This window comes from Streptomyces sp. enrichment culture, assembly GCF_964273145.1.
Lineage (GTDB): Bacteria > Actinomycetota > Actinomycetes > Streptomycetales > Streptomycetaceae > Streptomyces.
Genome location: NZ_OZ186873.1, coordinates 162115 through 187576 on the forward strand (window position 1 = coordinate 162115; position 25462 = coordinate 187576).

Annotated in this window: 23 protein-coding genes; 8 read left to right on the forward strand and 15 right to left on the reverse strand. The window is 73.2% G+C overall.

Annotated elements, in window-relative coordinates:
- The first annotated feature begins 207 nt into the window (after nt 1-207).
- Entirely contained in the window at nt 208-1698 is a 1491-nt protein-coding gene (locus ACSU6Z_RS00770; protein WP_437041831.1) for a SulP family inorganic anion transporter, read from the forward strand.
- 393 nt (nt 1699-2091) lie between these two features.
- Here the strand turns inward: ACSU6Z_RS00770 and ACSU6Z_RS00775 are convergent, their stop codons facing one another.
- The 3 genes from ACSU6Z_RS00775 to ACSU6Z_RS00785 are packed head-to-tail and all read right to left on the reverse strand — an operon-like array spanning nt 2092 to nt 4573.
- Nucleotides 2092-3156, reverse strand: coding sequence for an ArsO family NAD(P)H-dependent flavin-containing monooxygenase (locus ACSU6Z_RS00775; RefSeq protein ID WP_437041833.1), 1065 nt, complete (start codon nt 3154-3156; stop codon nt 2092-2094).
- Entirely contained in the window at nt 3153-4268 is a 1116-nt protein-coding gene (gene arsB, locus ACSU6Z_RS00780) for an ACR3 family arsenite efflux transporter (protein ID WP_437041835.1), read from the reverse strand. The genes ACSU6Z_RS00775 and arsB overlap by 4 nt, the downstream gene beginning before the upstream one ends.
- Entirely contained in the window at nt 4265-4573 is a 309-nt protein-coding gene (locus ACSU6Z_RS00785; RefSeq protein WP_437041837.1) for an ArsR/SmtB family transcription factor, read from the reverse strand. The genes arsB and ACSU6Z_RS00785 overlap by 4 nt, the downstream gene beginning before the upstream one ends.
- 95 nt (nt 4574-4668) lie before the next feature.
- Between ACSU6Z_RS00785 and ACSU6Z_RS00790 the strand changes: the two genes are divergently transcribed.
- Complete coding sequence (locus tag ACSU6Z_RS00790) at nt 4669-5079, forward strand: arsenate reductase ArsC (RefSeq protein ID WP_437041838.1); 411 nt, start codon at nt 4669-4671, stop codon at nt 5077-5079.
- Nucleotides 5080-5545: 466 nt separating this feature from the next.
- On the opposite strand, the gene ACSU6Z_RS00795 is transcribed toward ACSU6Z_RS00790, so the two are convergent.
- Genes ACSU6Z_RS00795 through ACSU6Z_RS00805 form a run of 3 tightly spaced genes read right to left on the reverse strand, consistent with a single transcriptional unit; the run spans nt 5546 to nt 8975 of the window.
- Nucleotides 5546-6445, reverse strand: a complete 900-nt coding sequence (locus tag ACSU6Z_RS00795) for a PhzF family phenazine biosynthesis isomerase (RefSeq protein WP_437041840.1) — start codon at nt 6443-6445, stop codon at nt 5546-5548.
- On the reverse strand, nt 6442-7995 hold the full coding sequence (locus tag ACSU6Z_RS00800) for a leucyl aminopeptidase (protein ID WP_437041841.1): 1554 nt from the start codon (nt 7993-7995) through the stop codon (nt 6442-6444). Before ACSU6Z_RS00800 ends, ACSU6Z_RS00795 begins: the two co-directional genes overlap by 4 nt.
- Complete coding sequence (locus ACSU6Z_RS00805; RefSeq protein WP_437041843.1) at nt 7992-8975, reverse strand: DMT family transporter; 984 nt, start codon at nt 8973-8975, stop codon at nt 7992-7994. Before ACSU6Z_RS00805 ends, ACSU6Z_RS00800 begins: the two co-directional genes overlap by 4 nt.
- 91 nt (nt 8976-9066) lie before the next feature.
- Here ACSU6Z_RS00805 and ACSU6Z_RS00810 point away from each other — a divergent pair, with 91 nt between their 5' ends.
- The gene (locus tag ACSU6Z_RS00810; RefSeq protein ID WP_437041845.1) at nt 9067-9960 is read left to right on the forward strand and encodes a LysR family transcriptional regulator; all 894 of its coding nucleotides are present in this window, start codon (nt 9067-9069) and stop codon (nt 9958-9960) included.
- Nucleotides 9961-10388: 428 nt separating this feature from the next.
- Here the strand turns inward: ACSU6Z_RS00810 and ACSU6Z_RS00815 are convergent, their stop codons facing one another.
- The 3 genes from ACSU6Z_RS00815 to ACSU6Z_RS00825 all read right to left on the reverse strand — a co-directional run bounded on the left by ACSU6Z_RS00815 (nt 10389) and on the right by ACSU6Z_RS00825 (nt 13125).
- Nucleotides 10389-11084, reverse strand: coding sequence for a L,D-transpeptidase family protein (locus ACSU6Z_RS00815; RefSeq protein ID WP_437041847.1), 696 nt, complete (start codon nt 11082-11084; stop codon nt 10389-10391).
- Between the two features lie 416 nt (nt 11085-11500).
- Complete coding sequence (locus ACSU6Z_RS00820) at nt 11501-12469, reverse strand: DMT family transporter (RefSeq protein WP_437041848.1); 969 nt, start codon at nt 12467-12469, stop codon at nt 11501-11503.
- A gap of 50 nt (nt 12470-12519) precedes the next feature.
- The gene (locus tag ACSU6Z_RS00825) at nt 12520-13125 is read right to left on the reverse strand and encodes a TetR/AcrR family transcriptional regulator (RefSeq protein WP_437041851.1); all 606 of its coding nucleotides are present in this window, start codon (nt 13123-13125) and stop codon (nt 12520-12522) included.
- A gap of 306 nt (nt 13126-13431) precedes the next feature.
- Between ACSU6Z_RS00825 and ACSU6Z_RS00830 the strand changes: the two genes are divergently transcribed.
- The gene (locus ACSU6Z_RS00830) at nt 13432-14034 is read left to right on the forward strand and encodes a DJ-1/PfpI family protein (protein ID WP_437041853.1); all 603 of its coding nucleotides are present in this window, start codon (nt 13432-13434) and stop codon (nt 14032-14034) included.
- Between the two features lie 215 nt (nt 14035-14249).
- Here the strand turns inward: ACSU6Z_RS00830 and ACSU6Z_RS00835 are convergent, their stop codons facing one another.
- From ACSU6Z_RS00835 to ACSU6Z_RS00845, 3 genes are all read right to left on the reverse strand, one after another.
- Nucleotides 14250-14555: a hypothetical protein gene (locus tag ACSU6Z_RS00835; protein WP_437041855.1), complete on the reverse strand. Its 306-nt coding sequence runs from the start codon at nt 14553-14555 to the stop codon at nt 14250-14252.
- 59 nt (nt 14556-14614) lie between these two features.
- On the reverse strand, nt 14615-15832 hold the full coding sequence (locus ACSU6Z_RS00840; protein WP_437050125.1) for a protein kinase domain-containing protein: 1218 nt from the start codon (nt 15830-15832) through the stop codon (nt 14615-14617).
- Between the two features lie 222 nt (nt 15833-16054).
- On the reverse strand, nt 16055-17443 hold the full coding sequence (locus tag ACSU6Z_RS00845; protein ID WP_437050127.1) for an NAD(P)-binding domain-containing protein: 1389 nt from the start codon (nt 17441-17443) through the stop codon (nt 16055-16057).
- 659 nt (nt 17444-18102) lie between these two features.
- Between ACSU6Z_RS00845 and ACSU6Z_RS00850 the strand changes: the two genes are divergently transcribed.
- Nucleotides 18103-18471, forward strand: coding sequence for an ArsR/SmtB family transcription factor (locus tag ACSU6Z_RS00850; protein WP_437041856.1), 369 nt, complete (start codon nt 18103-18105; stop codon nt 18469-18471).
- Nucleotides 18472-18579: 108 nt separating this feature from the next.
- Here the strand turns inward: ACSU6Z_RS00850 and ACSU6Z_RS00855 are convergent, their stop codons facing one another.
- Nucleotides 18580-19944 (reverse strand): SGNH/GDSL hydrolase family protein, encoded by a 1365-nt coding sequence (locus ACSU6Z_RS00855; RefSeq protein WP_437041858.1) that lies wholly within the window; start codon nt 19942-19944, stop codon nt 18580-18582.
- A gap of 506 nt (nt 19945-20450) precedes the next feature.
- The gene (locus ACSU6Z_RS00860) at nt 20451-21026 is read right to left on the reverse strand and encodes a helix-turn-helix domain-containing protein (protein WP_437041860.1); all 576 of its coding nucleotides are present in this window, start codon (nt 21024-21026) and stop codon (nt 20451-20453) included.
- Between the two features lie 114 nt (nt 21027-21140).
- On the opposite strand from ACSU6Z_RS00860, the gene ACSU6Z_RS00865 reads away from it, so the two are divergent.
- From ACSU6Z_RS00865 to ACSU6Z_RS00875, 3 genes are read left to right on the forward strand one after another with little or no spacing between them, the layout of a single operon-like run.
- Nucleotides 21141-21977 (forward strand): EamA family transporter, encoded by an 837-nt coding sequence (locus ACSU6Z_RS00865; protein WP_437041862.1) that lies wholly within the window; start codon nt 21141-21143, stop codon nt 21975-21977.
- A 28-nt stretch (nt 21978-22005) separates the two neighbouring features.
- Complete coding sequence (locus ACSU6Z_RS00870; protein WP_437041863.1) at nt 22006-22653, forward strand: FMN-binding negative transcriptional regulator; 648 nt, start codon at nt 22006-22008, stop codon at nt 22651-22653.
- Between the two features lie 46 nt (nt 22654-22699).
- Nucleotides 22700-23407 carry a B3/B4 domain-containing protein gene (locus tag ACSU6Z_RS00875; protein ID WP_437041864.1) on the forward strand — a complete coding sequence of 236 codons (708 nt, stop codon included), beginning with the start codon at nt 22700-22702 and terminating at the stop codon, nt 23405-23407.
- 343 nt (nt 23408-23750) lie between these two features.
- Here the strand turns inward: ACSU6Z_RS00875 and ACSU6Z_RS00880 are convergent, their stop codons facing one another.
- On the reverse strand, nt 23751-25367 hold the full coding sequence (locus tag ACSU6Z_RS00880; RefSeq protein WP_437041865.1) for an MDR family MFS transporter: 1617 nt from the start codon (nt 25365-25367) through the stop codon (nt 23751-23753).
- Nucleotides 25368-25462: the final 95 nt, after the last annotated feature.

Consider the following 25462-nt stretch of genomic DNA (forward strand, 5'->3'; position numbering starts at 1 on the left):
GATGCTTCGCCCCCGGATGTGAGCCGTCCGGCCGCCCGTGCGCGCCGCCCACCTCACGTCCTCCCCCTTCGACTTCCGGGCCCGCCCCTCGGGTTCGTCCCGCGGGGTGCCGACCCGGCCCCCGCACGTTCTTCCCGCACACCCCGCCCTGCCGACGAGGGGTGTGCCCGAGCACGACAGGTACACATCTCCTTGTCCTCCGCTGCTGTGACCCCCGCCGCGCGGCTGCGCGGTCTCAAGCCCGACTGGCTGAACGATCCGAAGGTCTGGCGCACCGAGGTCCTCGCGGGCCTGGTCGTGGCCCTGGCCCTGATCCCCGAGGCGATCTCCTTCTCGATCATCGCCGGCGTCGACCCGGCGATCGGCCTGTTCGCCTCGTTCACCATGGCCGTCACCATCTCCATCGTCGGTGGCCGCCGGGCGATGATCTCCGCCGCCACCGGTGCCGTCGCCCTCGTCATCGCCCCCGTGAACCGTGAACACGGCCTGGGCCACTTGATCGCCACCGTCATCCTGGCCGGCGTCTTCCAGGTGATCCTCGGCGCGGTCGGCGTGGCCAGGCTCATGCGGTTCGTACCACGCTCGGTGATGACCGGCTTCGTCAACGCCCTCGCCATCATGATCTTCATGGCGCAGGTCCCGGAGATGCGCGACGTGCCCTGGGCGGTCTACCCGCTGATCATCGGCGGGCTGGCGCTGATGGTGTTCTTCCCCAAGGTCACCAAGGTGGTCCCGGCCCCGCTGGTCTCCATCGTCATCCTCACCGTCATCACGGTGGCCGCCGGCATCGCCGTGCCCACCGTCGGCGACAAGGGCGCCCTGCCCTCCTCCCTGCCGGTGCCCGGCCTGCCCGACGTGCCGTTCACCCTGGACACCCTGACCACCATCGCCCCCTACGCCCTCGCCATGGCGCTGGTCGGCCTGATGGAGTCGCTGATGACGGCCAAGCTGGTCGACGACATCACCGACACCCACTCCTCCAAGACCCGCGAGTCCATCGGCCAGGGCATCGCCAACATCGTCACCGGCTTCTTCGGCGGCATGGGCGGCTGCGCCATGATCGGCCAGACGATGATCAACGTGAAGGTGTCCGGCGCCCGCACCCGCGTCTCCACCTTCCTGGCCGGCGTGTTCCTGATGGTGCTGTGCATCGTCTTCGGCCCGGTCGTCTCCGACATCCCCATGGCCGCCCTGGTCGCCGTCATGGTCATGGTCGCCTTCGGCACCTTCGACTGGCACTCCGTCGCCCCGAAGACCCTCAAGCGGATGCCCGCCGGTGAGATCGCCGTCATGGCCATCACCGTGGTCGTCGTGGTCGCCACCGACAACCTGGCCATCGGCGTCGTCGTCGGCTCCGTCACCGCCATGGTCATCTTCGCCAGGCGCGTCGCCCGTCTCGCCCGCGTCGACGCCGTCATCGACCCCGACGGCAGCACGGTCGTCTACCGGGTCACCGGCGAGCTGTTCTTCGCCTCCTCCAACGACCTCGTCGGCCGGTTCGACTACGCCGGCGACCCCGACAGGATCGTCATCGACCTGTCCGAGGCCCACATCTGGGACGCCTCCTCCGTCGCGGCCCTGGACGCGATCGAGACGAAGTACGCCCAGCGCGGCAAGAGCATCGAGATCACCGGCCTGAACAACCACAGCGCCGACCTGCACGGCAAGCTCACCGGCGAACTCGCCGGCAGCCACTGACACGCCGAGAGCCCCGTCGGGCCGGTGTCCGCCCCGGGCGGGCACCGGCCCGACGGTCGTTGCGGAGCGGCGGCCGGCGGGCCGCGTTCGCCCCGTCGCGGGGCCCGGCACGTCCTCCCGCCGCGCCGGCCGAAAGCCCGGGTACATCCCGGTAAGGGGGCTTTCGGCCGGCACACCGGGGGAACGCACCGCACACCGCTCCCCCGCGGGCGGCTGCCGCCCGCGGCGGCCCTAGGGTCTTTCGTTTGGATCAGGTCGGATCAGGGAGCGGGACCCGGTGCCGTGCATCGCAAGGCGGAGGAGGGCGCCATGGCGGAGCCATGGCAACCGACGACAACGCGGCGAGGCACGGCACCAGGCCCCACGAGCCCGGCATGATCCGAACGAGAGGCCCTAGCCGCGCAGCAGGTGTGCGATCGCGCGGGCCGCGTCACCGGCCCGGCGGCCGACACCGACGAGGGTTGCCGAAGCAGGTCCGGTCCAGTCGCCGTAGTCGAGCAGGTGCATCCGCGGCTCGCCGAGGGCGCGTGTGCCGTCGGTGGGGATGTGTCCGCGCGCACCGCGCAGGTTCAGCGGGGCCAGATGGGCCAGAGCGGGCCGGAAACCGGTGCACCAGACGATCGCGTCGGCGCCGCTCCGGCTGCCGTCGGCCCATCGGACGCCGTCGGCGGTGAGCCGGGAGAACATCGGCCTGGCGACCAGGAGTCCGGCGTCACGGGCGGCGCGGACCGGGGGTACGGCGACGATGTCGCCGAGCGAGGCGACCCCGCCGGTGTCGCCGCGGCCTTCTTCGAGGGCACGGCGGCGGGCGGTGGCGACGTCGAACAGGGCACGGCCGTCGACGTCGTCGGCCAGGAACCGGGGCGGGCGCCGGGTCACCCAGACCACCTCGACGTGGCCGTCCAGGGCGAGGTCGGCTGCGATCTGCGCGCCGGAGTTCCCGCCGCCGACCACCAGGACGCGCCGGCCGGCGAAGTCGGCCGGGCGGCGGTAGTCCACGGTGTGCAGCTGCCGTCCGGTGAAGACGCCGCGGCCGGGCACGGCGGGGAGGAAGGGCCGCGACCATGTGCCGGTCGCGCTGACGGCCGCCCGGGCCCGCCAGGTGCCGTTCTCCGTCTCGACCAGGAGCCGGCCTGCGTCGCGGCGTACGGCGTCCACGCGGGTGCCGTGCCGAACGGGCAGGTCGTAGCGCTTCTCGTAGTCGGTGAGGTAGCCCACCACGTGCCCGGCGTCCGGGTAGGTCTCGCCCGCCTGGGCGGGCATGGGCCGTCCGGGCAGCGAGGAGTGCTCCGCCGGGGAGAACAGGCGCAGCGAGTCCCACATGTGCCGCCAGGACCCGCCCGGCGCCGGATCGGCGTCCAGGATCACGAAGTCCAGGCCCTGGCGGCGCAGGTGGTAGCCGGCGGCGAGCCCGGCCTGGCCGCCGCCGATCACCACCACGTCCGTGTGCTGCGTCACGGGGCCGTCGTCACCGCGTCGGGGGCGAACTTCCGGCGCCAGGCGAGCGCGACGTGGACCAGGCCGATCAGCACCGGGACTTCGATGAGCGGGCCGACGACGCCGGACAGGGCCTGGCCGGAGGTGACGCCGAAGGTGGCGATGGCGACCGCGATGGCCAGCTCGAAGTTGTTGCCCGCAGCGGTGAAGGCCAGCGTCGTGGTGCGGTCGTAGGCCAGGCCGAGGCCCTTGCCGAGGAGGAAGGCGCCGAAGAACATGACCGCGAAGTAGGCCAGCAGCGGCAGCGCGATCCGGGCGACGTCCAGCGGCTGCGAGGTGATGGTCCCGCCCTGCAGGGCGAAGAGGACGACGATCGTGAACAGCAGCCCGTACAGGGCCCACGGGCCGATCCTCGGCAGGAACTTCCGCTCGTAGTCCTCGCGGCCCAGCTTCCGCTCGCCGACGCGGCGGGTGAGGAAGCCGGCCAGCAGCGGGACGCCGAGGAAGATGACGACGTTCAGCGCGATGTGCCACGCGGACACGTCCAGGCCCTGGCCGTCGCCGAGGTTCATCCAGCGCGGCAGCAGGTCGAGGTAGAACCAGCCCAGCAGACCGAACGCGAGGACCTGGAACACCGAGTTCAGCGCGACCAGGACGGCGGCGGCCTCACGGTCGCCGCAGGCGAGGTCGTTCCAGATGATGACCATCGCGATGCAGCGGGCCAGGCCGACGATGATCAGGCCGGTGCGGTACTCGGGCAGGTCCGGCAGGAGGATCCACGCCAGGGCGAACATCACCGCGGGGCCGACGGCCCAGTTGATGACCAGCGAGGAGATCAGCAGCTTGCGGTCGCCGGTCACGCGGTCGAGCCGGTCGTAGCGCACCTTGGCCAGGACCGGGTACATCATGACCAGCAGGCCGAGCGCGATCGGCAGGGAGATCCCGCCGATCTCGATCTTCGCGAGCGCGTCGTTCATGCCCGGAACCAAGCGGCCCAGGCCGAGACCGACGGCCATGGCCAGCAGGATCCACACCGCGAGGTAGCGGTCGAGGGTGGAGAGCCTCCTGACGATCGAGTCGTCGTCGCCGCCGGCCGGGCCGGGGGCGGTGAGGGTGGGCTCGGTGGAGGTCACGGGCAGGCCCTCCTGTTCCCGGCGGCGGTACGGGCCGAGGCGGCGAGCCCGGCGAACTGCTCGGACAGGTCGGCCAGGACCTCGGGCTTGAGCCTGTAGTAGGTGAAGCGGCCGCACGGCTCGGTCTCCACGATCCCGGCCTCGCGCAGCACCTTCAGGTGGTTGGACAGGTTGGTCTGCTTGGCTCCGGTCTCCTCGACCAGGTGCGTGGTGCAGAGCGTCTCGCGCGCCAGCAGGGTCACGATCCGCAGGCGGAGCGGATCGCCCAGCACCCGGATCACGTCAGGATCGACTGAAGTCAGCATGCACTGATATTGTCACATCACCACCTGCTGATACCAGCAGGGGCTGAAGTCATTGGCGGCTGGTTCCCGCCATGCGGCGAAAGAGAACGACCACCATGGCCGACAAGCCGTCCGTCCTGTTCGTCTGCGTCCACAACGCCGGCCGCTCCCAGATGGCCGCCGCGTGGCTGACCCACCTGGCCGGAGACCGTGTCGAAGTCCGCTCGGCCGGCTCCCATCCGGGCACCGCCGTCAACCCGGCCGCCGTCGAGGCCATGGCCGAGGTCGGCATCGACATCTCCGAGGAGACGCCGAAGCTCCTCACCGTCGACGCGGTGAAGGAGTCGGACGTCTGCATCACCATGGGCTGCGGTGACACCTGCCCCGTCTTCCCCGGCAAGCGCTACCTCGACTGGAAGGTCGAGGACCCCGCCGGCCAGGGCGTCGAGGCCGTCCGCCCGATCCGCGACGAGATCAGGACCCGGGTCGAGGACCTGATCGCCGAGATCGCGCCGGAGAAGCCGTAGGCATCCGCCACGCGGGCCCGGGCCGGAACGCTCGGCGCCGCCGTTTCCGCCGACCCCGTCGGCGAATCCAAGCTGCCCACCGACACCGCAGGCACCGTGCGCCGCGCGAAAACGGTGGTCACAGCGACCGGCTCCGGCTACCGCAGCCCCGGCCCGCCCGGCGAGGGCCGCGTCCGGCCGCGGGACGCCCCGGTCGGCCCGTCGGCGCCGTCGTCCCGGCCGCGGACGGGTGCACAGGGCCCGGGGCCCGGTCACGGCGGTCTCCGGCAGGCAGGCCCATCACCTTCTTCGCGGCCCCGCAACGGGGCACCCGGCCTCTGGGACCGGCATGACCGGTCCCCCGCCGGACGCGCGGCCCAGGAGTGGTGTCACCGGCTCCGGGGGCATCGACGCAGCCGGGCGGTCGGCGTACTCCCCCGCGGTCCCTTCCCGCGGGCCGGGCGGGCGGCATCCGGCCGGGCCCCCCTCACAAGGGCAGCTCCGCCCGGAACGCCGTCGCTGCCGTACCGGTGATCGATACGAGGATCTCGCCGTCGGCACCCGTCTCGGCGCGGACTTGGACGTCTCCGGGCCGTCCCATGGCCGCTCCCTGCCGCCCGGTGAACGACAGCCGGCCCGCGGGAGCGCGGACCAGGCCGTGCCGCAGCAGATAAGCCCCGAGGGGACCGTGCCCGTTGCCCGTGACCGGGTCCTCGGGGATCCCGATCGCCGGCGCGAACATCCGGGACCAGGTCAGCAGGTGCTCCTCGCCGGTGGCCCGGGTGAAGACGAAGAACCCGTCGGTGTCGAGGTCGCGGCTCAGAGCCGTCAAGGCTGCCGGGTCCGGCCGCAGTCCGTCCACGGTGGCGCGGTCGCGCAGTTCGACCAGCACCTTGGCGTGTCCCGTGGAGACGATCTGCACCGGGCCGCTGTCCGCCAGGTCCCGGGGCGCGGCACCCAAGGCGTGCAGCAACCGACCGGTTCGAGGACCGTCCAGTTCGGGTCCGAAGAGGGCTGCCCCCTGGTGCATGCCGATCCGCAGCCGGTCGCCGTCGCGGTGGATCCGCACGCGCTGCCGCAGTCCGGTGCCGGTCTTCTGCACCAGCGAGCCGGAGGGCAGCCCGTACTCGACGGCTCTGGCGAAGTGGGCTGCCACCGTGGCGTGTCCGCAGGTCGGGACCTCCGTCGTCGGCGTGAAGAACCGGATGCGCACATCGTGGTCGGGGCCGTCGGCGGCCAGGACGAAGGCGGTCTCGGAGTTGCCGAGCTCCCGCGCCACGGCCAGCATCTGACGGTCCGACAGTCCGTCGGCCGCCAGCACCACTCCGGCCGGGTTGCCGCCGAACGGGGTGCGGGTGAACGCGTCGACTTGATAGAGGACTCTCACCGGTCCTCCGTCCGGCCGCCCGTGTCAGCGGTGGGTGCCGGGAAGCGGCGCACAGGTCCTTCGCCGGCTGACGCGTTCCGGGCGAGCCGCACCAGGGTGCGCACCGCGCATCCGGTACCGCCACCGGGTGTGTAGCCGTACGGTTCGCCTTCGTTGAAGGCCGGTCCGGCGATGTCCAGGTGGGCCCAGGGAACACCGGCCGGCACGAACTCCCGCAGGAACAGGCCGGCCACCAGACCGCCGCCCATCCGCTCGCCGTAGTTGGCGATGTCCGCCACCCGTGAGTCCAGGCTGCGGCGTAGTTCCGGCGGCAGCGGCATGGGCCATGCCTGCTCGCCGGCCTCCCGGGCGGCGGCCAGCACTTGGTCACGGAAGGCGTCGTCGTCGGCCATCACGGCGAAGACGTGGTCCCCCAGACCGAACCGGGTCGCGGCGGTCAGGGTGGCCACGTCCACGATCGCGTCCGGCCGTTCCTCGGCCGCCCGCACGAGGGCGTCGGCCAGCACCAGGCGTCCCTCGGCGTCGGTGTTGAGCACCTCGACGGTCCGGCCGCCGTACATCCGCAGCACGTCACCGGGGCGCAGTGCGGAGCCGGACGGCATGTTCTCGGCCAGCGCGAGCCAGCCGGTGACATTGACGGGGAGGGCCAGCCGGGCGGCGGCCAGTACCGCGGCGAACACGGCCGCCGCACCAGCCATGTCGCGCTTCATGATCTCGTTGGCGCCGACGGGTTTCAGTGAGATGCCGCCCGAGTCGTAGGTGATGCCCTTGCCGACGAAGGCAAGAGTCGTCGTGGCCCCGGGATGGGTGTGCGCGATGCGCACCAGCCGCGGTGGCCGGACCGACCCCTGTCCGACACCGAGGATGCCGCCGTAGCCGCCTGCGGCGAGTGCGTCCTCGTCGAGCACGTCGACCGCCAGGCCGTGTTCCCGGCCGACCGTGGCCACGGTGGCGGCGAAGCTCTCCGGATACAGGTCGTTGGCCGGCGTGTTGACCAGGTCGCGGGCTCGGTTCAGTTCCCGTCCGAGCACTTGGGCGTGCCGTACGGCGGCCTGCGCGGGCGTGAGACAACCGGGGTCCACGACCATGGTCACGGTGCGAACCGGCGCCTTCCGGGTGGTGGTCCGGTAGGCGGTGAAGGAGTAGCCGCCGAGCAGGACACCCAGCGCCACCGCTTCGACGGCCTCGGCGGTGCCGGCCGGCAGGGCCAGGGCGACCGTGTCCGCGCCCAACAGGGTCCGGGTGGCCACTCCGGCGGCCCGCCGCAGCGCCTCTGGGCCGTAGCCACCGCGGCCCGCGACGGCACCGAGGCCGACCGCGAGGACCAGATCGGGCCCGATACCGGTGGGTGCGGGAAACGCGACCGTCTCCCCTTGAGCGCCGGTCGCCCCGAGACCGGCGAGGAGCCGGGGGATCTCGTCGCCGAAGGCGTCGATCGTTCCCGGTCCGGGCACCGGCACGGGCCCCTCGGGGCCCTGGGCGACGCCGATCACGACCCACTCGGTGGGCAGCGATGCGACGGACGTCGTGGTCACTGTCAGCGCTGTCACTGTCGTACGTCCCGTTCGTGTCGTGGAAGGCCGTGTCGTGGAAGGCCGTTGCGCCCGGTGCGGCCGCCGGTGGTTTTCGCTCGTGCCTGCGCCGGGGACCGGCTCTGTCGGCGGGTCAGGCCGACGCCGGCGAGCACGACCGCCATGCCGACGGCGCTGCGCAGGCCGAAGTCCTCGTCCAGCACGATGACCCCCAGTGCCACCGAGACCACCGGCAGCAGGTAGCCGACGGTGGCCGTGTCGGTGGCGCCTTCGGCTGCGATGTTCCGGTAGGTGAGGTGGAACGTGGCGCCGGTGGCGACGACGCCCAGGATCACGACCGCGATCAGCGTTCCCGGACCGATGTCGATCGGCCTGAGGCCGCCGGTCGGCAGGGTGGGCACGGTGAGGGCGGTCGCCGCCACGAGCTGTGCCGCGGACAGCGAGATGGTGGGGATCCCCTTTCCGACCAGGAAGTGGCTCATGAACGTGAAGCCGACCGCGTAGCTGCCCGCGGCGACGACAACGGCGAGGGCCCCCCAGCCGCCCGGTTCCGCCGCCCGCCACGGTGCGAAGATCAGCACCACTCCGGCGAACCCGAGCAGGAGCCCGCCGAGCCGGGACGGCCGCAGGCCGCGCTCGGCCCCCGTGACCACGCCGATCAGCAGTGACCACAGCGGAGTCGTCGCGTTCAGTACGCCGGCGACCCCCGAGTCGATGCTCTGCTGGCCGACGCTGAACATGGCGAACGGCAGGGCGTTGCAGAAGAAGGCGGCCACGACGATGCGGCCCCAGACCGCCCGGCTGCGCGGCAGCCTCCGGCCCGACCCCAGGCAGGCGGCGAGCAGCGTGAGCGCCCCGAGCACGCACCGGCTGCAGGTCACCTGCACCGGAGTCAGCGCGTCCAGCGCCAACTCGATCCAGAGGAAGGTCGATCCCCACAGAAGGGCGAGCACGCCGAACCGTGCCCACGCCCGGCTTCTGTCGATGAAACCGTTCACCGGCACCTCCTTGATGAGCCCTGATGAACGGTGCCGCAGTCTTTTCTGAAGGACAAGAAAAAAATCATGCACTTCCGTTAAGTTGCGCTACATGCTTGATGTCAGACGCATGCAGGTGCTGCGTGCCGTGATCACCAGTGGCTCCGTCACGGCGGCGGCGGCGCACCTGGGATACACCCCCTCCGCCATCAGCCAGCAGGTGTCGGCACTGGAGAAGGAGGCAGGAATCGCGCTGCTGGAACGGGCCGGCCGGGGCGTGAGGCCCACGGCGGCCGGCCTGCTGCTGACCCGATACGCGGCCGTCATCAGCGAGCGTCTCGCCGAGGCCGAGACCGCGCTGGCCGACTTGCGCGCGGGGCGCGCGGGCAGGCTGGCCCTGCGTTACTTCGCCTCGGTCGGCCCGACCCTGCTGGCGCCGGCCCTCGCCAGGGTCCGCCGCGAGCACCCGGGGGTGGCGATCGACCCCAAGCTCGCCGACCCGGACGACGCGCTCACGGAGCTGCACCGGGGCGACGCCGACCTGGCCGTCGTCGTCGGAGGACCGGCCGGCGCACACCACCCCGGCATCCGCACGGTGCGCCTTCTCGACGACGCGTACCACGCGGTGCTGCCCGCCGGACACCCGCTCGCCTCCCGGCAGGTGGTCGAGCTGGCCGAGCTCGCCGGCGAACCCTGGGTCGGCAGCGAACCCCCCGGCCCCTGCCTCGCCCCCGTCATCGACGCCTGCGCCGCGGCGGGCTTCAGCCCGGACTTCGCGGCCACGTCGCAGGACTACGCCACAGCTCAGGGATTCGTCGCCGCCGGTCTCGGCGTCAGCCTCATCCCCCGTCTGGGACTGAGCGCCCGCCATCCCGGCGTCGTCATCCGCCGGGTCCGGCACCCCGAACCGGTCAGGACCATTCATGCCGCAGTCCGGGAGAGCGCTCTGGAACAGCCCGCACTGCGCACATTGCTGGACGCGCTCAAGGATCCGGCGGGAGCGTGAGGCGGCGACGTCGCGCACGCTCCGGGAACCGGAAACGGAGCAGGAAGCTGTCGACGGATGGTCGTCCGTCGGCACTTGGGCGGCGGCCCGGGAACGGGAGCACCCGGCGACGCGGCCCGCCTCGGAGGGAGACCTGGTGCAGCCCCCTCAACGGCCGTACGGGTCTTCTCCTCTCGGACGTCGGCCGACGAGCCGCCGGTGGCCCGTGACGACGTCCTCGAGCGGTTCGGCCGCATCACGCCAGGGGCGTTCGAGGTGACCGCGGTGGGGATCCCCCGCCTCCCGCCGTCCGTGAACGCGTGGATCGCGGCCCCGCCGTGCCCTGCCGGGCGTCGCCGCGTACGGCTGCGCCCGGCAGGGCGGGACAGGCTGGACACCCCGGACTTCGCAGACGGGCCGCAGCCACGCGAACCGGGGGACCGTCACCGTCAGGTGCCCGGCTTGCGGCCGTACACGTAGACGTCGTCGCCCTTCCTCAGCAGCGACCAGTACTTCTTGGCGTCGGTCTTCGTCATGTTGACGCAGCCGTGCGAGCCCGGCGGGTTCCACATGCTGACGCCGGCCGAGTGGAAGGCCTGGCCGCCGTCGAAGAACTGGCTGTAGGGCATCGGCACGTCGTAGATGGTCGAGTGGTGATCGATGTTGCGCCAGTAGATCTTCTTCAGGCCGGTGCGGGTCTCGTGGCCGTTGCGGCCGGTGCGGACCGGCACGGGCCCGTAGACCAGCTTCTTGCCGTCCTGGACCCAGCTCAGCTGGAGGGTGAGGTCCACGCAGGCTATACGGCCCTTGTTGACCGGGCACTTGCCCGACTTGTTCGGGTTCTTCCCGACGGCCTTCTGCTTCTGCATCAGATCCATCACGCCCCAGGTGACGGGGCCCGCGTAGCCGATGTCGGGCTTGATGCCGTGCTTGGTCTGGAAGGCGCGGATCGCCTTGCAGTCGGCGGTGGACTGCTTGCCGTCGACCGGGCGGCCGAGGAACTTCTCCACCTTCTTCTGGTACGGGCCCGTCTGCGTGGTGCAGCTCGCGGCCTGGGCCGGTGCGGCCCCGAGCGCGAGCGTGAGCGGTGCCACCAGTGCGGTGACCCCGAGTGCGACGGCTCCCCGTCTGCGCGTGTCCCCCATGGCCTGCCAGCCTTTCCCTCGGAAGCGGTCGAAGCGAGCGGAAGATCGCCCGTGGTGGGCTCCCCATGTGCTAGACCGCCGCCCGGCGGCTTCGGTTGCTCACCGCGTCCGCTTCGCGACGCAACGGTGACAAACGCCGTCGGGCACCCCGGCCCGCTGCCGTCGCCGGTCATCGTCCCCCCGCCGGTCCGGTGTTGGGACACCCGGAGCAGGGGGTCGTCGCACGGCTGGGGGGACGGCGGCTGTCCGGGCTGCGCCTTCCACCGCGAAGACATGGGTGAGGTACGCCAACGGCAGCCGTGCCCACCACCTGGCCGCCCGGGCACGACAGAGCTGACCCCCGCCCCGATCGGCCGCAGCGAACCGCCTCTACGCGGTACGGGGCCGGGTCCGGGCATCGCGCACGGCGGTGCGGCTCACCCGGCGACCGCCTTCTCCGGACCGCGGCCGGGATCGGCCTCGCCGGGCCCCTCCGCGTCGGTGATCCGGTCCGTCGTGACCGCACGCGGTCGACGTCCCGTACGGGTCGGCGTGGTGAGCACGGCCAGGCAGCCGACGACCAAGGCGATGCCGGCCCACCCCGGAAGGGGCAGGCGTTCACCGACGACGAGTACGGCCAGGACGGCCGCGACGGCGGGTTCCAGCAGGGAGAGGGTGGTGGCGGTACTCGCCGGGACGTGCGCGAGGCCCCAGCCGAACAGGACGTAGCCGGTGAACATGGGCACCACGGCCATGTAGGCGCCGACAGCCGCATTGGACCAGGAGGCGAGGAGCGGGGCGCCGGTGGCCAGCAGCACCGGCATCAGCAGCAGTCCACCGATGCCGAAGACGGTTCCCATGGCCGCGCCGGAGGTGACGCCGCGGTCGATCAGGCGGTGGGCCGCCCAGGAGTACAAGGCGTAGGTGAGCCCGGCGACCAGGCCGAGTCCCACTCCGAGCACGGTCTCCCCCGCGGAGCGGGCACCGGGACCGGAGCGGGCGCCGCCGGCTTCGGCCGCGCACAGCAGCACCGTCCCGGACAGGCCCAGGGCGGCTCCCGCCATCCAGCGGCGCGTCAGGCGGCGGCCGTCGACGACGCGCTCGATCAGGGTCGAGGCGAGCGGGGCCGAGCCGATCGACACCACCGTGCCGGCGGCGACCCCGGCCAGGTGCATGGAGGAGTAGAACGCCAGCGGATAGGCCCCCACCGACAGGGCGCCGAGCAGTACGACCCCCCTCTGCGCACGCAGCCGAGGAGCCTCCCGGCGGATGCGGGAGGCGGCGACCAGCGCCTGGAGCAGTCCGCCCACGCCCATGGCGACGGCCCCGATCGCGAGCGGCCCCACCTCGGGGGCGAACGTCGCGGCGGTGCCGGTGGTGCCCCACAGCACCGATGCCAGCAGCACGCACACCGCTCCCGCACCCGTCGAGCCGGCCGCGCGTCCGGCGGGCCGCGTCACAGCCGGTCCAGGAGGTCGGCCGCCATCGCCCGGGCGTGCTCCAGACGCGTACCCGTACCTTCCAGGCCGGCGCGTGCCATCGCGCCTTCCAGCAGGAACGACAGCTGCTCCGCCATCACGCGCGCCTCCTCGGGCCGCCCGGGCAGCAGCTCCTGAAGGTGCCCGGCGAGCAGGGACTCGACCTCCTCCTTGTGCCGGCGCACCACGGCTCGGCCCTCGTCTCCGGCGGGCAGCTCGGCGGCCGCATTCAGCAGGCCGCAGCCCCGGAAACCGTACTCGTGGGCGGCGGCGGCGTGGTCGGCGTACGCGTCGAAGACGGCCAGCACACCTCCGCGGCCGTCCCGCACCCCTCGCAGTCGCCGCCGGTACAGGCCCAGCCACTCCTCGTGCCGCGCGTCGAGGTAAGCCCTCACCAGGTCGGCCTTGGAGGAGAAGTTGTTGTAGAGGCTCATCTTCGCCACGCCCGCGTCGGCGGTGATCGTGTCGATCCCGGTGGCCGCCACGCCGTCCGCGTAGAAGCGGCGCGCCGCGGCGGCCAGCAACCGCTCCCGCGCGGCTCCCCGCCTCCTGGGGCGCTCCGCCGGCGTTTCGGTCTCGCTCATCGCGTTCTCCCCCTCTTATTAGGTAGGTCAGTCTACCCAGTATGGGGGAACGGCGTCCGCCCCGCCCCGGACGAAGGCGGCTTGCTCGCCGTCCCTCCCGCGGGCGGCCGTCCGAGGCGGGGATCGCGCGCCCCTCGATACACCCCTCCTCACCGGTGGCACGGCGGCGCGGGGGCGGTGGAGTACCGCGTACGGGTGTGCGTCCTGGATTACCTGCCGGTCGGCGGCGTCGACCGCGAGGATGTCCCTTCCGGGACGGGTGGAAACTCCGTGGCCGAGCGAGAGCGGGTCTGCTTGGATCGCGGCATGACCGACGAAGGCGTGCGAAGGATCGGAATCCTGCTGTTCCCGGGAGTCGAGGAGCTCGATGCCATCGGCCCGTGGGAGGTCCTGTCGTACTGGACGCGCAACTTCGCCCAGGACGGTTGGCAGGTGTTCTGCTTCTCCGCCGACGGCAAGCCCGTGACCTGCGCGAAGGGGCTCACCATCGAAGCGCACCATTCGGTGGCCGACATGCCCGGGCTGGATGTGCTGCTGCATCCCGGTGGCCGGGGGACCCGTCCCCAGCTCGACGACGACGAGCACTTGGAGTGGGTCCGGTCCCAGCGGCGATCGGTTCCCCTGATGACGAGTGTGTGCACCGGCTCGCTGGTCTTCGCAGCGGCCGGGTTGCTGGCGGGACGGCCGGCGACCACGCACTGGGCGTCGTTGGACCGGCTCACGGAGTTGGACCCGACGATCGACGTGCGGCCCGACGAGCGGTTCGTCGACGACGGTGACGTGGTCACCTCCGCGGGGGTCTCGGCCGGTATCGACATGGCTCTTCACCTGGTTGCCCGGCTGGCGTCGGCGGAGCGCGCGCGGGCGGTGCGGCACGGCATCCAGTACCACCCGCAGCCACCGGTGTGAGCCGACCGCGCCGGGCTCCACGCTTGCGGCGCTTCGCCCCCGACGGGACGCCTGATGCGGAAGGCGCCCGCGCTCTCGGAGCGGCGGGCGCCTTCCGCATCGGGCGCCGGGCCGGGCCTCCACCCGTACAACGGCCGGAGCACGGTCGACGCGACCTGTGCAGCCCGTTCCCACGGCCGCGTTCCCGGCCCCGCGGATCACATGGCGAGGGGTGCTCAGCGGGACTCGTCGTAGGGGTCGCGGCTGCCGGACTTGGCCAGGCCCCGGCTGATCATGTAGCCGACGGTGAGGATCACGATGTACAGCCACGCCTTGTCGGCCCGGAAGTAGTCGGCGTGGCCCTCGTCGCCTCCCACGACCATGGAGGCGATCAGCACCGCGACGACCGCGGCGAGGTAGGCGAAGAACTCGGTGGTCCTGGAAGCGGCCTTCGTCTCGGTCGACAGCCGGCGCGGCCGGTGAGCGGCCGTATCGGTGCCCGTGTGGTGGCCTGCGTTGCCGACCGGATTCACAGCGCTCATGAAGAGGCACCTTTCTGATCATGGAAACCCCTGGGGCACCCCGGGGGACAAGGATTGCGTCAAGATCGACGCCGTATCCACCGTGTGCCCGCCTGCAGCGGGTCAAACAGCGCTTCCGACCATGGCCGCGCCCATCCGCGAGACGGCCCGTCAGGCCGCCGGACGGCCTGACGCCGGACCGCGGTTCGGCAGGAGTGCGGGCCGGAACAGCGGGTACGTTTCCCGGGTTTCGACGGTGGTGCCGCAGACGGGCAGGACGGCGCCTGTGCCGGTCGCCGCCGTCGTCCGGGCCTCCCTTCCGTACGGGCGGACCGGCTGGAGCGAGCCGGTGACCGTCCCCTTGGGCCCGGCGGAGGCACGGTGCGCCGCGGCGTTCCGCCGTGTGCCCTCCGCTGGGACCGCCGCGCTCCGGGCGATGTGCGCAGCGGTGGCGGCAGGTCCGGTGCGGGACGGGAGCTCGGTGGCGTGCCCGGGCTGCCGGCTACGCCACGGCGCTTCCGGCGGCAGCGGCTGGGCATCCCCGCACCAGGCGCCGGAACGCGGCCAGTTCGCCGCTTCCTGCGCGGTGGGGCGCTCGTCGGGCCGCTTGGCCGGCATGCCCAGCAGGTGGTCCTCCACAGGAGGTGGAACGCCGATTCCGAGCTGCCGGGGCGGCACCGGGACGGCATCGAGGTGCTGATGGAGCAGCGCGAGTGCGGTGTCGGCCCGAAGGGCGGGCGTTGGGTCAGGAGTTGGTAGAGCACGCAGCCCAGGGCGTACACGTCGGAGGCTGCCTGCGCCGGCCGGCCCAGCGCGCGTTCGGGGGCGGGGTGGCGGCTGGTGCCGACGGTCCGGCCGGTCGTGGTGAGGGCGGCTGCCGGATCGTCGAGGAAGCGGGTGATGCCGAAGTCCCCTGTTTTCACGGTGCCGTCGGCGTCCGGCAGGAGGTTGGCGGGCTTGATGTCCCGGTGCGCGATGCCCTGCCGGTGAGCGGCGGCAGGCCCGGAGGCTGCCTGAGCGGCGATGCCGGCCACGCGCGGGGCCGGCAGCGGACCGGAAGTGGCGAGGGGTTGGGCCAGGCTGCCGCCCTCGACCGGTTCCATCACCAGGAACAATCGGCCTTCGTGCTCGTCGAGGTCCAGGACGCCGACCACGTGCGGATGGCCGAGGCGGCCGGCGGTCCGCGCCTCCAGGCGGAAACGGGCGGTGGCAGTGGCGTCGCGCTGTCGGGTGAGAAGCACCTTCAGGGCCACCGGCCGGCCGGGCTTCTCGTCATGGGCCCGCCGGACCTCCCCCATGGCGCCACGCCCGATCACCTCGTGCGTCCGGCAGCGGCCCGCTGTCAGCACCTGTCCTCCGTCCTCACGTCGGAGAACGCCCCACCGCCGCAGGCCGTGACAGGCTCCACCGGCACAAAGCGAGCGGGTGCTGCAGCGGCGGTCAGCGTACCGGCGCCTTCCCGCCCGCGACCGGCCCCCCGTTCCGGTCGCGGCCCCGCCGCCATGGGTCGTCGAGGCCGGTCACGGGCCGCAGCAGCCACCCGCCGGCGCCTCGGCGGCCGGTGAGGCGGTGGCCGGGGCGCCGAGCCGGGGCGCCGGGGCGCGGCAGCCGCCGCCGTCGGCCTGGTCCGCCTCGGGGACGTCGAAGAGGCCGGTGCCGCCGCATACGCCCGTCTCGGGCAGGGTGAGTTCGACCTCGTCGGCGGCCTCCAGGTCGCCCGCGATGGCGGCGGCGACGGAGCGGACCTGCTCGTAGCCGGTCATCGCCAGGAAGGTGGGGGCGCGGCCGTAGGACTTCATGCCGACCAGGTAGACGCCCCGCTCGGGGTGGGCCAGCTCGCGGTGGCCGTGGGGATGGACGGTGCCGCAGGAGTGCTGGTTGGGGTCGATCAGCGGTGCGAGGGCGGCCGGGGCCTGGAGGCGTTCGTCCAGACCGAGGCGGATCTCGGAGAGGAAGGACAGATCGGGGCGGAAGCCGGTCAGCACGATGGCCTCGTCCACCGGTTCCGGGCGGCGGCCGTCCTCGCCGACCAGGACCAGGCGGCCGTCGCCGTCCCGCTCGATCGCCTCGATGCGGAAGCCGGTGACCGCGTCCGCGTGGCCGTCGTCGACGGCGGCCTTCGCCGCCAGCCCCAGGGCGCCGCGGGCGGGGAGCTGGTCGGCGGTGCCGCCGCCGAAGGTGGAGCCGGAGATGCCGCGGCGCAGGATCCACACCGCCCGCGTACCCTCCCCGTCGTCGGCCTTGGCGAGGTCGGCGAGGTGGGCGAGCGCGGTGAAGGCGGAGGCACCGGAACCGATGACGGCGGTGCGCCTGCCCGCGTACCGGGCCCGGACGGCCGGGTCCTTCAGGTCCGGAACGCGGTAGGTGATCCTCTCGGCGGCCGCGCGCTCGCCGAGGGCGGGCAGACCGCTGCCGCCGGCCGGGCCGGGGACGGTCCAGGTGCCGGAGGCGTCGATCACGGCGCGGGCGAACAGGCGCTCCTCCCGGCCGTCCGCGCGGGTGACGTGGACGACGAAGGGCTGTGCTTCGCGGTCGGCGTCGACGATCCGGTCCCGTCCCGCGCGGGAGACACCGCTGACGCGGGCGCCGGTGCGCACCCGTTCGCCCAGGACGTCGGCGAGCGGCTGGAGGTACCGCTCGGCCCAGTCGCCGCCGGTGGGGTGGGTCGCCGGGTCGGGCCGCGTCCAGCCGGTGGGGGCGAGGAGCTTTTCGGCGGCCGGGTCGACCACCTCGCCCCAGGTGGAGAACAGCTTGACGTGCGCCCACTCGCGCACCGCCGCACCGGCGGTCGGTCCGGCTTCCAGGACCAGGGGTTCGATGCCGCGGCCGGCCAGGTGGGCGGCGGCGGCCAGGCCGGTGGGTCCGGCTCCGATGACGACGACGGGCAGCTCGGCGGCGGGCGTGTTCACGGCGACTCCCAGCATATTTCGACGCTTGTCGATGGCTTGTGCGGTCCAGCGTGGCACCTGCATTGACAATCGTCAACATAGACATTCATCGAATCTATGGGGTCTTTGATGGAGCACGTCGATGTCGTGGCGATCGGCGGCGACCGGTCCGGACCCGCCACCGCCCACGCCTTGCCCGGCCGGGGGCTGCGCTTCCGGATGAAGCGCACCGGCCCGGACGCCGCACCGGCCGGCCGCCTGGCGCGGGAGATCCCGCCACGGCCCGCCGTCGACGACGGCCGCCACCGCACCGCCCCGGCCCGGGGCGCGCCGGACCGGCGGCCGGCGTTCACCGGCCCCGAGGGGACGGAGGCGCTCCGGGCGGACGGGAACCGGGAGGAGGCCGACGCGATCATCCTGGCCACCGGTCACCGCCCCGGGCCGCCCCGGGCCGCCCCACCCCGCCGGCCTCGGCGGTCCCCTCGACGCCGCGCACCGGTACCGACGCCGCGACGGTGCCGGGCCCGGCCTTCACGGGACCGGAGCGGCGGCGTTCCCCGCCCTCCGGCTCACCGCGAGGTGCCGGCCGGGACGCCGCCCGCACCGCACGCCTCCCGGCCGCGCGCCTCGGACGCCGCCGATGCCCGCCCGGCTGGTTCGATGTGTGCCAACATAGACGTATGTCGAATGCGAAGGTGCTGCCGCTCCTCGAGGCCGAGAGTGTGGCGCCGTGCTGTCCGCCGCTGACCGAGCGCCCGATCAGCGCCGAAGAGGCCGAGCGGGCCGCGAAGATGTTCAAGGCGCTCGGCGACCCGGTGCGCCTGCGGTTGTTCTCCGCCGTGGCCTCGCACGAGGGCGGCGAGGCGTGCGTGTGCGACATCTCCGACGTCGGCGTCTCCCAGCCGACCGTCTCCCACCACCTGAAGAAGCTCAAGGAGGCCGGGCTGCTCACCTCCGAGCGGCGCGGCACCTGGGTCTACTACCGCGTCGAACCGTCCGTGCTGGCCGCGATGGGCAAGCTGCTCACCGCCACGCCGGCCGTGGCCTGACAGCCACCGGGCGGCGGACGGAGCGGTGTCCGGCCGCATCGGCCCGTCCGGTGTGCTCGTCGGTCCGCCGGCCGCCGGGGCGGGGCACCCGGGCGGAAAGGGCCGGTGTCAGCGGAACAGCCCGGCCGGCACCGCGCGTGCCAGGGCCGCGTAACCGGCCGGATTGAGGTGGAGGTGGTCGCCCTCGTCGTACAGCGGGCGCAGACGGGTCGGGGCGTCCGGGTCGCGGACGGCGCGGTCGAAGTCGACCACCGCGTCGAAGACCCCGCTGGTGCGGATCCAGTCGTTGACCCGCTGCCGGGCCGCCTCGCGTACGCCGCCCGGGTCGTCGTACATCCGGTTCCCGCCGATCGGGGTGAGGGTGGCGCCGTGGACGCGGATGCCCTGGGCGTGGGCGCGGGTGACGATCTGCCGGTAGGCGACGATCAGGTCGTCGGCGGTCCGGCGCTGGGCGGTCCCGGTGGCCTCGGCGGTTCCCAGGTCGTTGATGCCTTCGAAGACCAGCAGCCACCGGGCCCCGCTGCGGGCGAGGACGTCCCGGTCGAGGCGGGCGAGCGCGTTGGGGCCGAGTCCGTCCTCGAGGACGCGGTTGCCGCCGGCCGCCTGGTTCACGACGGCGACGTGCGAGGTCGCCGCGGTGGCCGCCAGGCGGTCCTGGAGCAGGTCGGGCCAGCGGTTGTTGGCGTTGGTGGTGGAGCCGCGCCCGTCGGTGAGGGAGTCGCCGAGCATCACCGCGGCCGCGGCGCGCGGGTGCGGCGCCCAGGTCTCGGCACCGCTGAGGAAGTACCAGTGGTCGGTGCCGGTGGCGCCCGGAAGGTCGGTGGCGTTGGTCCGATCGCCCTTGACCAGGTACGAGGTGGTGCGTGATCCCGGGTGCGAGGTGATGGCCGACGACGCCTGCCCGTCGGCGAGGTACACCGTCACCGTCAGGTTGGTCCGGGCCGGCACCTTCATGTCCACCGGGTCGGAGACCATCTGCGCGCCCGTCGGCACGACGGCCGAGGGGCGTCCGCCGAAAGTGACCGGCCGGGACGTTCCCGGCTCGATCCGGGCGACTCCGGCGGCCCCTTCCTCGGGCAGCGCCACCGAGACACGGGTGATCGGCAGTGCCGCCCCGCCGAACGCGTTGGAGAACCGCAGGCGCAGCTTCTCGCCCCCGATGGTCGTACGGATCGTCTGCCGAAGGGTGCTGTCGTGGAGGACCAGCTCGTCCTCGGTGAACGGGGCGGGCGGCATGTTGTGGGGCTCGGTCAATTGCGGCATGGACGTCCAGGTGTCCACCCAGTGGGCGCCGCCGGGCCCCGTTCCCGGCTCGAATCCGCTCCCGGAGTCCCGGCCGGGGGCGCCGACCGCCGAGACGGTGGTGGTGACGGCGACGGCCACACCGGCGACCGCGGCCGTGCGCACCGCCGACGCGGTCCTGCTCACCAGCCGGGTCAGCACCCTGCGGGATCTTTGGAGTACGGAGGTCATGTGATTCCCCATGTCGCGGCTCCGCGTCCCTGCGCCGGGGCCGGAGAGCGACGCGGAGGACGCCCGTCGAAACTTGCCGACTGCGGCCCGAATGTTTCCGCGTCGGAACCTACGGAGCAACGAGGCCGGAGTCAACAAGGTGAACACGGACGGGAGTTGAGGTACGGCGACGCGCATGGTCACCGGAGGGAGCCGAAGCCTCCGGCGCGGGTCTTCCGGTCGGCCGCCGGTTCGCACACCGCCGTGCGCGGGTCCGGCCTCCCCGGCGGGCCGGCCGGCACCCGCTTGCGGACGAGCCCGGCCACACCGCTCCCCGCCTCTGTCGCCGCACCCGACCCGAGGCGTCGTCGAACCCCGTCGTCGGCCTCCTCGGATCCGGCGGGATCGGCGCCCTCCAGCACCCGGAGGAGTCCGGGTTCACCGGACGGCCGTCGCACCTGCCGCCATTCGATCGTCTGCCGGCAGCCGGGGACGACCCGGTCCGGCCGTTCCGACCCGCCCCAGGGCTACGCGGGACCAGGGGGCAGGTGGACGGTCATGACGAGGTGGCAGGTTCCGGTGCCCGAGCCGCGGTAGGCGTGAGGGGCGTCGGCGTCGAAGGTGGCGGTCTGCCCCGCCTCGACGGGGTGCTCCGTGCCGTCGACGACGAGCACCATCCGTCCGGCGGTGACGTTGACGGTCTCCACCACACCGCTCTGGTGGGGGTGGCTGGGGTATTCCTCGCCCGGTTCCAGCGTCCAGCGCCAGACCTCGGTGGCTGCCGGGCCGCCGGTGGTCAGCATGAGCCGGGCCTCGCTGCCGCGCTCGCCCTTCCACAGGGGCACGACGGCGGCGGCGCTCACCACGCGGACGCGTTCCTCGGGTCGCCCCTCCATCAAGGCGGAGACGGAGACGCCGAGAGTGTCGGCGAGGCGGACCAGGGTGGCGAAGTTGGGGTTGCCCTGGGCCTTCTCCAGGGCGACCAGGGCCCCCTTGCTGACCTTGGCGCGGCGGCCGAGTTCGTCCAGGGACAGTCCGGCCCGGGTGCGGGCCGTGCGGACGTTGTGGGCGAGTGTCCGCAGCGCCGTCTCGGTCTCGGCCATCGCTGTCACCCTCCAGGTGGATCACTGCATTGCACCGTGCGGTCGTTAGATTGACGACTTCCGGTCGGTGCGTTGTACGGTGTGGTCGTTCTACTAAGGGTAAGGGACATATCCGTGATCGCTCTGCTACTGGCCCTGGGCAGTTCCCTGGCCTACGGCTGTGCCGACTTCCTCGGCGGCCTCGGCGCCCGCAAGGCCCACGTCCTGCGCACCGTGGTGATCGCGGCTCCGGCCTCGCTCACCGTCGAGCTGCTGCTGTGGCCCTTCCTCGGCGCCTCCTTCGCCCCCGCGACCCTCGCGTGGGGCGCCGCCTCCGGTGTCGCGTCGGCCGCCGTGCTCGCCCTGCTCTACCGCACGCTCGCGATCGGCCCGATGAACATCCTCTCCCCGGTGACCGCGCTGGTCTCGGCGATGCTGCCGGTCGGCGTCGGCCTGTTGCAGGGCGAGCACCTGGGACCGGCCGGACTGGTCGGCCTGCCACTGGCGCTGGCGGCCGTGGTGCTGGTCAGCGCCGGACACGGCGCCGGCGGCGTGCGCCCCTCGCGCACCGCGCTGCTGTCGGCCTTCGGCGCCGGAGCCGCCATCGCCCTGCAGTTGGTCTTCCTGCACCAGGCACCCGCGGACAGCGGCGTCGGCCCACTGCTCGTCGGCCGTGCCGTCTCCTCCGCCGTCACCCTGGCCGCGGCCGGGCTGATGTCCCGACGGCTGGGCCCGGAGAAGCCCGCCTACGCGATGTCGGCGGCGGCCGGCGTGCTGGACTCGGTGGCCAACCTGCTGTTCCTGCTCGCCGCCCGCAGCGGCGACCTGGCCGTCGTCGCCGTGATCACCGCCCTGTACCCGGCCGGCACCGTCCTGCTCGCCCGCGGTGTCCTGGCCGAGCGCATCCACCGCGGCCAGCTGATCGGCCTGGGCACCGCCGCCGTCGCCGTCAGCCTCCTCGCCCTCGCCTGACCCAACGCCCCTTCCGGAGGACCCGCGTATGTTCATCCAGCCCTGGGACGCCGCCCTGGACGACGCCGAGTGGCAGACCTGGATCGCCGACGGACACGACTTCGGCATCCTCAGCGCCAACGGCCTGCCCGGACGCGCGCCCATCGCCGTGCCCACCCACTTCACCGTGGACGGCGACACCCTGCTGGTCCACCTCGCCCGCCCCAACCCCGTCTGGGGGGCGATCGAGGCCGACCCGAACGTCACCTTCACCGTCACCGGCGATTACGCGTTCATCCCCGGCCCCTGGCGTGCCAAACCCGGCACCCCTCCCACCGACGGCGTCCCGACCAGCTACTACGCGGCTGTCCAGTTCACCTGCCGGGCCACCATCGTCGACGATCCCGAGGACAAGGCCGAGCTGCTGCGCCGGCAGATGGCGCACTTCCAGCCCGACGGCGACCACGCCCCCATCGAGGTCGGCCAGTCCCCCTACGGGCGGATGCTGCCCGGCATCCGCGGTCTGCGCCTGGACGTCACCGAGGTCCGCGCGAAGTTCAAGTACGACGACCACAAACCCGTCGAGCAGCGCGCCGGCACCGCCCGGCGGCTCACCGAACGCGGCCGGGGTCTGGACGCGCCCACCGCCCGCCAGCAGGTGCGCCGCCTGGACCGGGTCGGCACCTGGAAGTCCTGACCACCCACCCCCTCACACCCGCGTCATCACCTCGAACGGACCCCCTGTGACCACCTTCCGCATCAGCCCCGCCGTCGCGGACGCCTTCCCCGACACCCTCATCGCCGTCGTCACCGCCACCGGCCTGCGCGGCCACGAGCCCTGGCCGGCCACCACCACCGCCCTGGAGGACCTGGAGCGGCAGCTCGCCGACGGCACCTGGGCCCCCGCCGACGAGAGCGATCCGCGCATCGAGGCGTGGCACACCGCCTACCGCTCCTTCGGCACCAACCCCCGCCGCACCCGCCCCAGCGTCGACGCCCTCGGCCGCCGCCTGGCGAAGAAGGGGAGCCTGCCGCGGATCAACTCGGCCGTCGACTCCTACAACGCCGTCTCCGTGCGCCACGGCCTGCCCGCCGGCGCCTTCGACCTGGCCCACGTCACCGGCGACGTCGAGATCCGCCACGCCGACGGCAGCGAGACCTTCACCCCGCTCGGCGAACCCGGCACGGTGGAGAACCCCGGGCCCGGCGAGATCGTCTACGCGGACGCCACCGACGTCCTGACCCGCCACTGGAACCACCGCGACGCCCACCGCACCCGTGTCACCGAGGACTCCACCCACGTCGTCTTCCTCCTGGAAACCCTCCACGCCACCCGCGACGGACACCTCCTCAAGACCGCCGCCGGCGAACTGCTGGACCTGCTCACCGAGCACTCGGCCCGAAGTGCCCTCCACTACCTCAGCGCCGCACACCCGCAGGTCGGCATCTGAACCACGCCCCCGCGTACCGGCCTGGACAGGGTCGGGGCACCCGAACCGATCAGCGCCCCGACCGGGTTACCGGCGCCCGCTCCCGGCCGCCGCCGTCATCCTCGCCCGGCCCGGTCGCGTCCGGGGCGCGCGGCAGGTGCCCGGTCACGACCCGCGGCGCGTCGGGCGGGCCGCCCGGGAGGAACCGGCCGACGCGGCGGACGGCGCGCATCCGAGGGGCGGACCCGAGCCGGCCGTGGTCCCCGCGGCGCTTCGCGGCCGGCGGACATCCCGGCCGCTCGGCGCGGGGAGGCGACAGGGCGCCGACGGCTCGCCACGGCGCCGGGGTTTCGGCCGGCTCCCGCTACTCGTCGGAGAGCGTGAGGTCGGGCACCCGCCAGGCCGCGACCAGGAAGGCGGTCAGGGCGACCGCGGCACCGGTGAGGAAGACGGCGCGCATCGAGGCGACGTATCCCTCCAGGAACGGCAGCGCCGCGCCCGGGTCGAGGGCGCGCAGGAAGGCGGAGTCCTCCAGGTCGACGCCGCCGCCGGGACGCAGGACGCCCGCCAGGGCGTGCGCGTTGTCGGGCTGGGCCAGCAGACGGCGGTAGGCCGGAGCGCGGCGGGCCTCGGCCAGCCGGTCGGCGATACCGGAGGCCGCCGTGGTGAACAGGATCGACAGGAACGCCGCGGTGCCGACCGTGCCGCCGTTGGAGCGGAAGAAGTTGACCGCCGCCGTCGCCGCGCCCATGTCCGTGCGGGGCACCTCGCACTGGGCGAGCGTGGTGAGCGTCTGCATCGACGCGCCGAGTCCCGCGCCCATCAGGACCATGCCGAGTGCCGGGTGCCACAGCGGGCTGTCCACGCGCAGCGTGGCGAAGACGAGCATGGCGGCGGTGAACGAGCCGACGCCGGTGACGAGATGGACCTTGAACCGGCCGGTCCGGGCGATCAGCCGACCCGTCAGCAGCGTCACCGCGAGGTTCGCGGCGACCATGGGCAGGGTGGCCAGGCCCGCCGCCATGGGACTCATACCGCGTACGAGCTGGAGGTAGAGCGGCAGCACCGTCATCGCGCCGAACATGCCGATCCCGACGACGAAGTGCAGCCCGACGCCCAGCCGGAAGGCGCGGATGCGGAACAGGCGCGGCGGCAGCAGCGCGGCGTCGCCCATCCGCCGTTCCACTGCGACGAACACCGCGAGTCCCACCCCGCCGATCAGGTACATCGCCAGCGCCCGGGGGGAGGCCCACCCCCAGGCGCGGCCCTGCTCGGCGACGGTCAGCAGCGGCACGAGCCCCACGGCCAGGGCGAAGGCCCCGAAGAGGTCGAGCCGGTGCCGCACCCGCCGGTGCGGGAAGCGCAGCACGCGGACGATCGTCACGGCGGCCGCGGCGGCGAGCGGCAGGTTGATCAGGAAGATCCAGCGCCAGCCGGCGATGCCGAGCAGGGTGGCCCGGTCCGCGAACGCGCCGCCCACCAGCGGGCCGACGATGCTGGCACCTCCGAACACGGCCATGAAGTAGCCCTGGTAGCGGCCCCTTTCACGGGGAGTGGTGATGTCCGCGATGATCGTCATCGCCAGGGACATCAGGCCTCCGCCGCCGAGTCCCTGCACGGCGCGGAACGCCGCGAGTTCGTGGACCGACCCGGCACACCCGCACAGCAGTGAGCCGAGGGTGAACAGGGTGATCGCGGCGAGGTAGACGGGCCGGCGGCCGTGGATGTCGGAGAGCTTGCCGTACAGCGGCGTGGCGATGGTGGCGGTGACGAGGTAGGCGGTGGTCACCCAGGCCTGGGCCGTCAGCCCGTGCAGGTCGTCGGCGATGGTCCGCAGCGCGGACGAGACCACCGTCTGGTCCAGCGCTCCGAGGAACATGCCGAGTACCAGCCCGGACATGACGGTGGTGATCTGCCGGTGGCCGAGCCGCGCGGGCATGTCCCCGGCCGCGCCCTGTTCTCGGGTGTCGGAGGAGGTCACGTGTCGTCCTTGGGGGTGTGGGCGTGTCCGGGGGCGGGCCGTGCGTTCCGGGTGGGGCGCGGCGCCCGGTCCCGCCCGCCCGTACGACCTGTGGG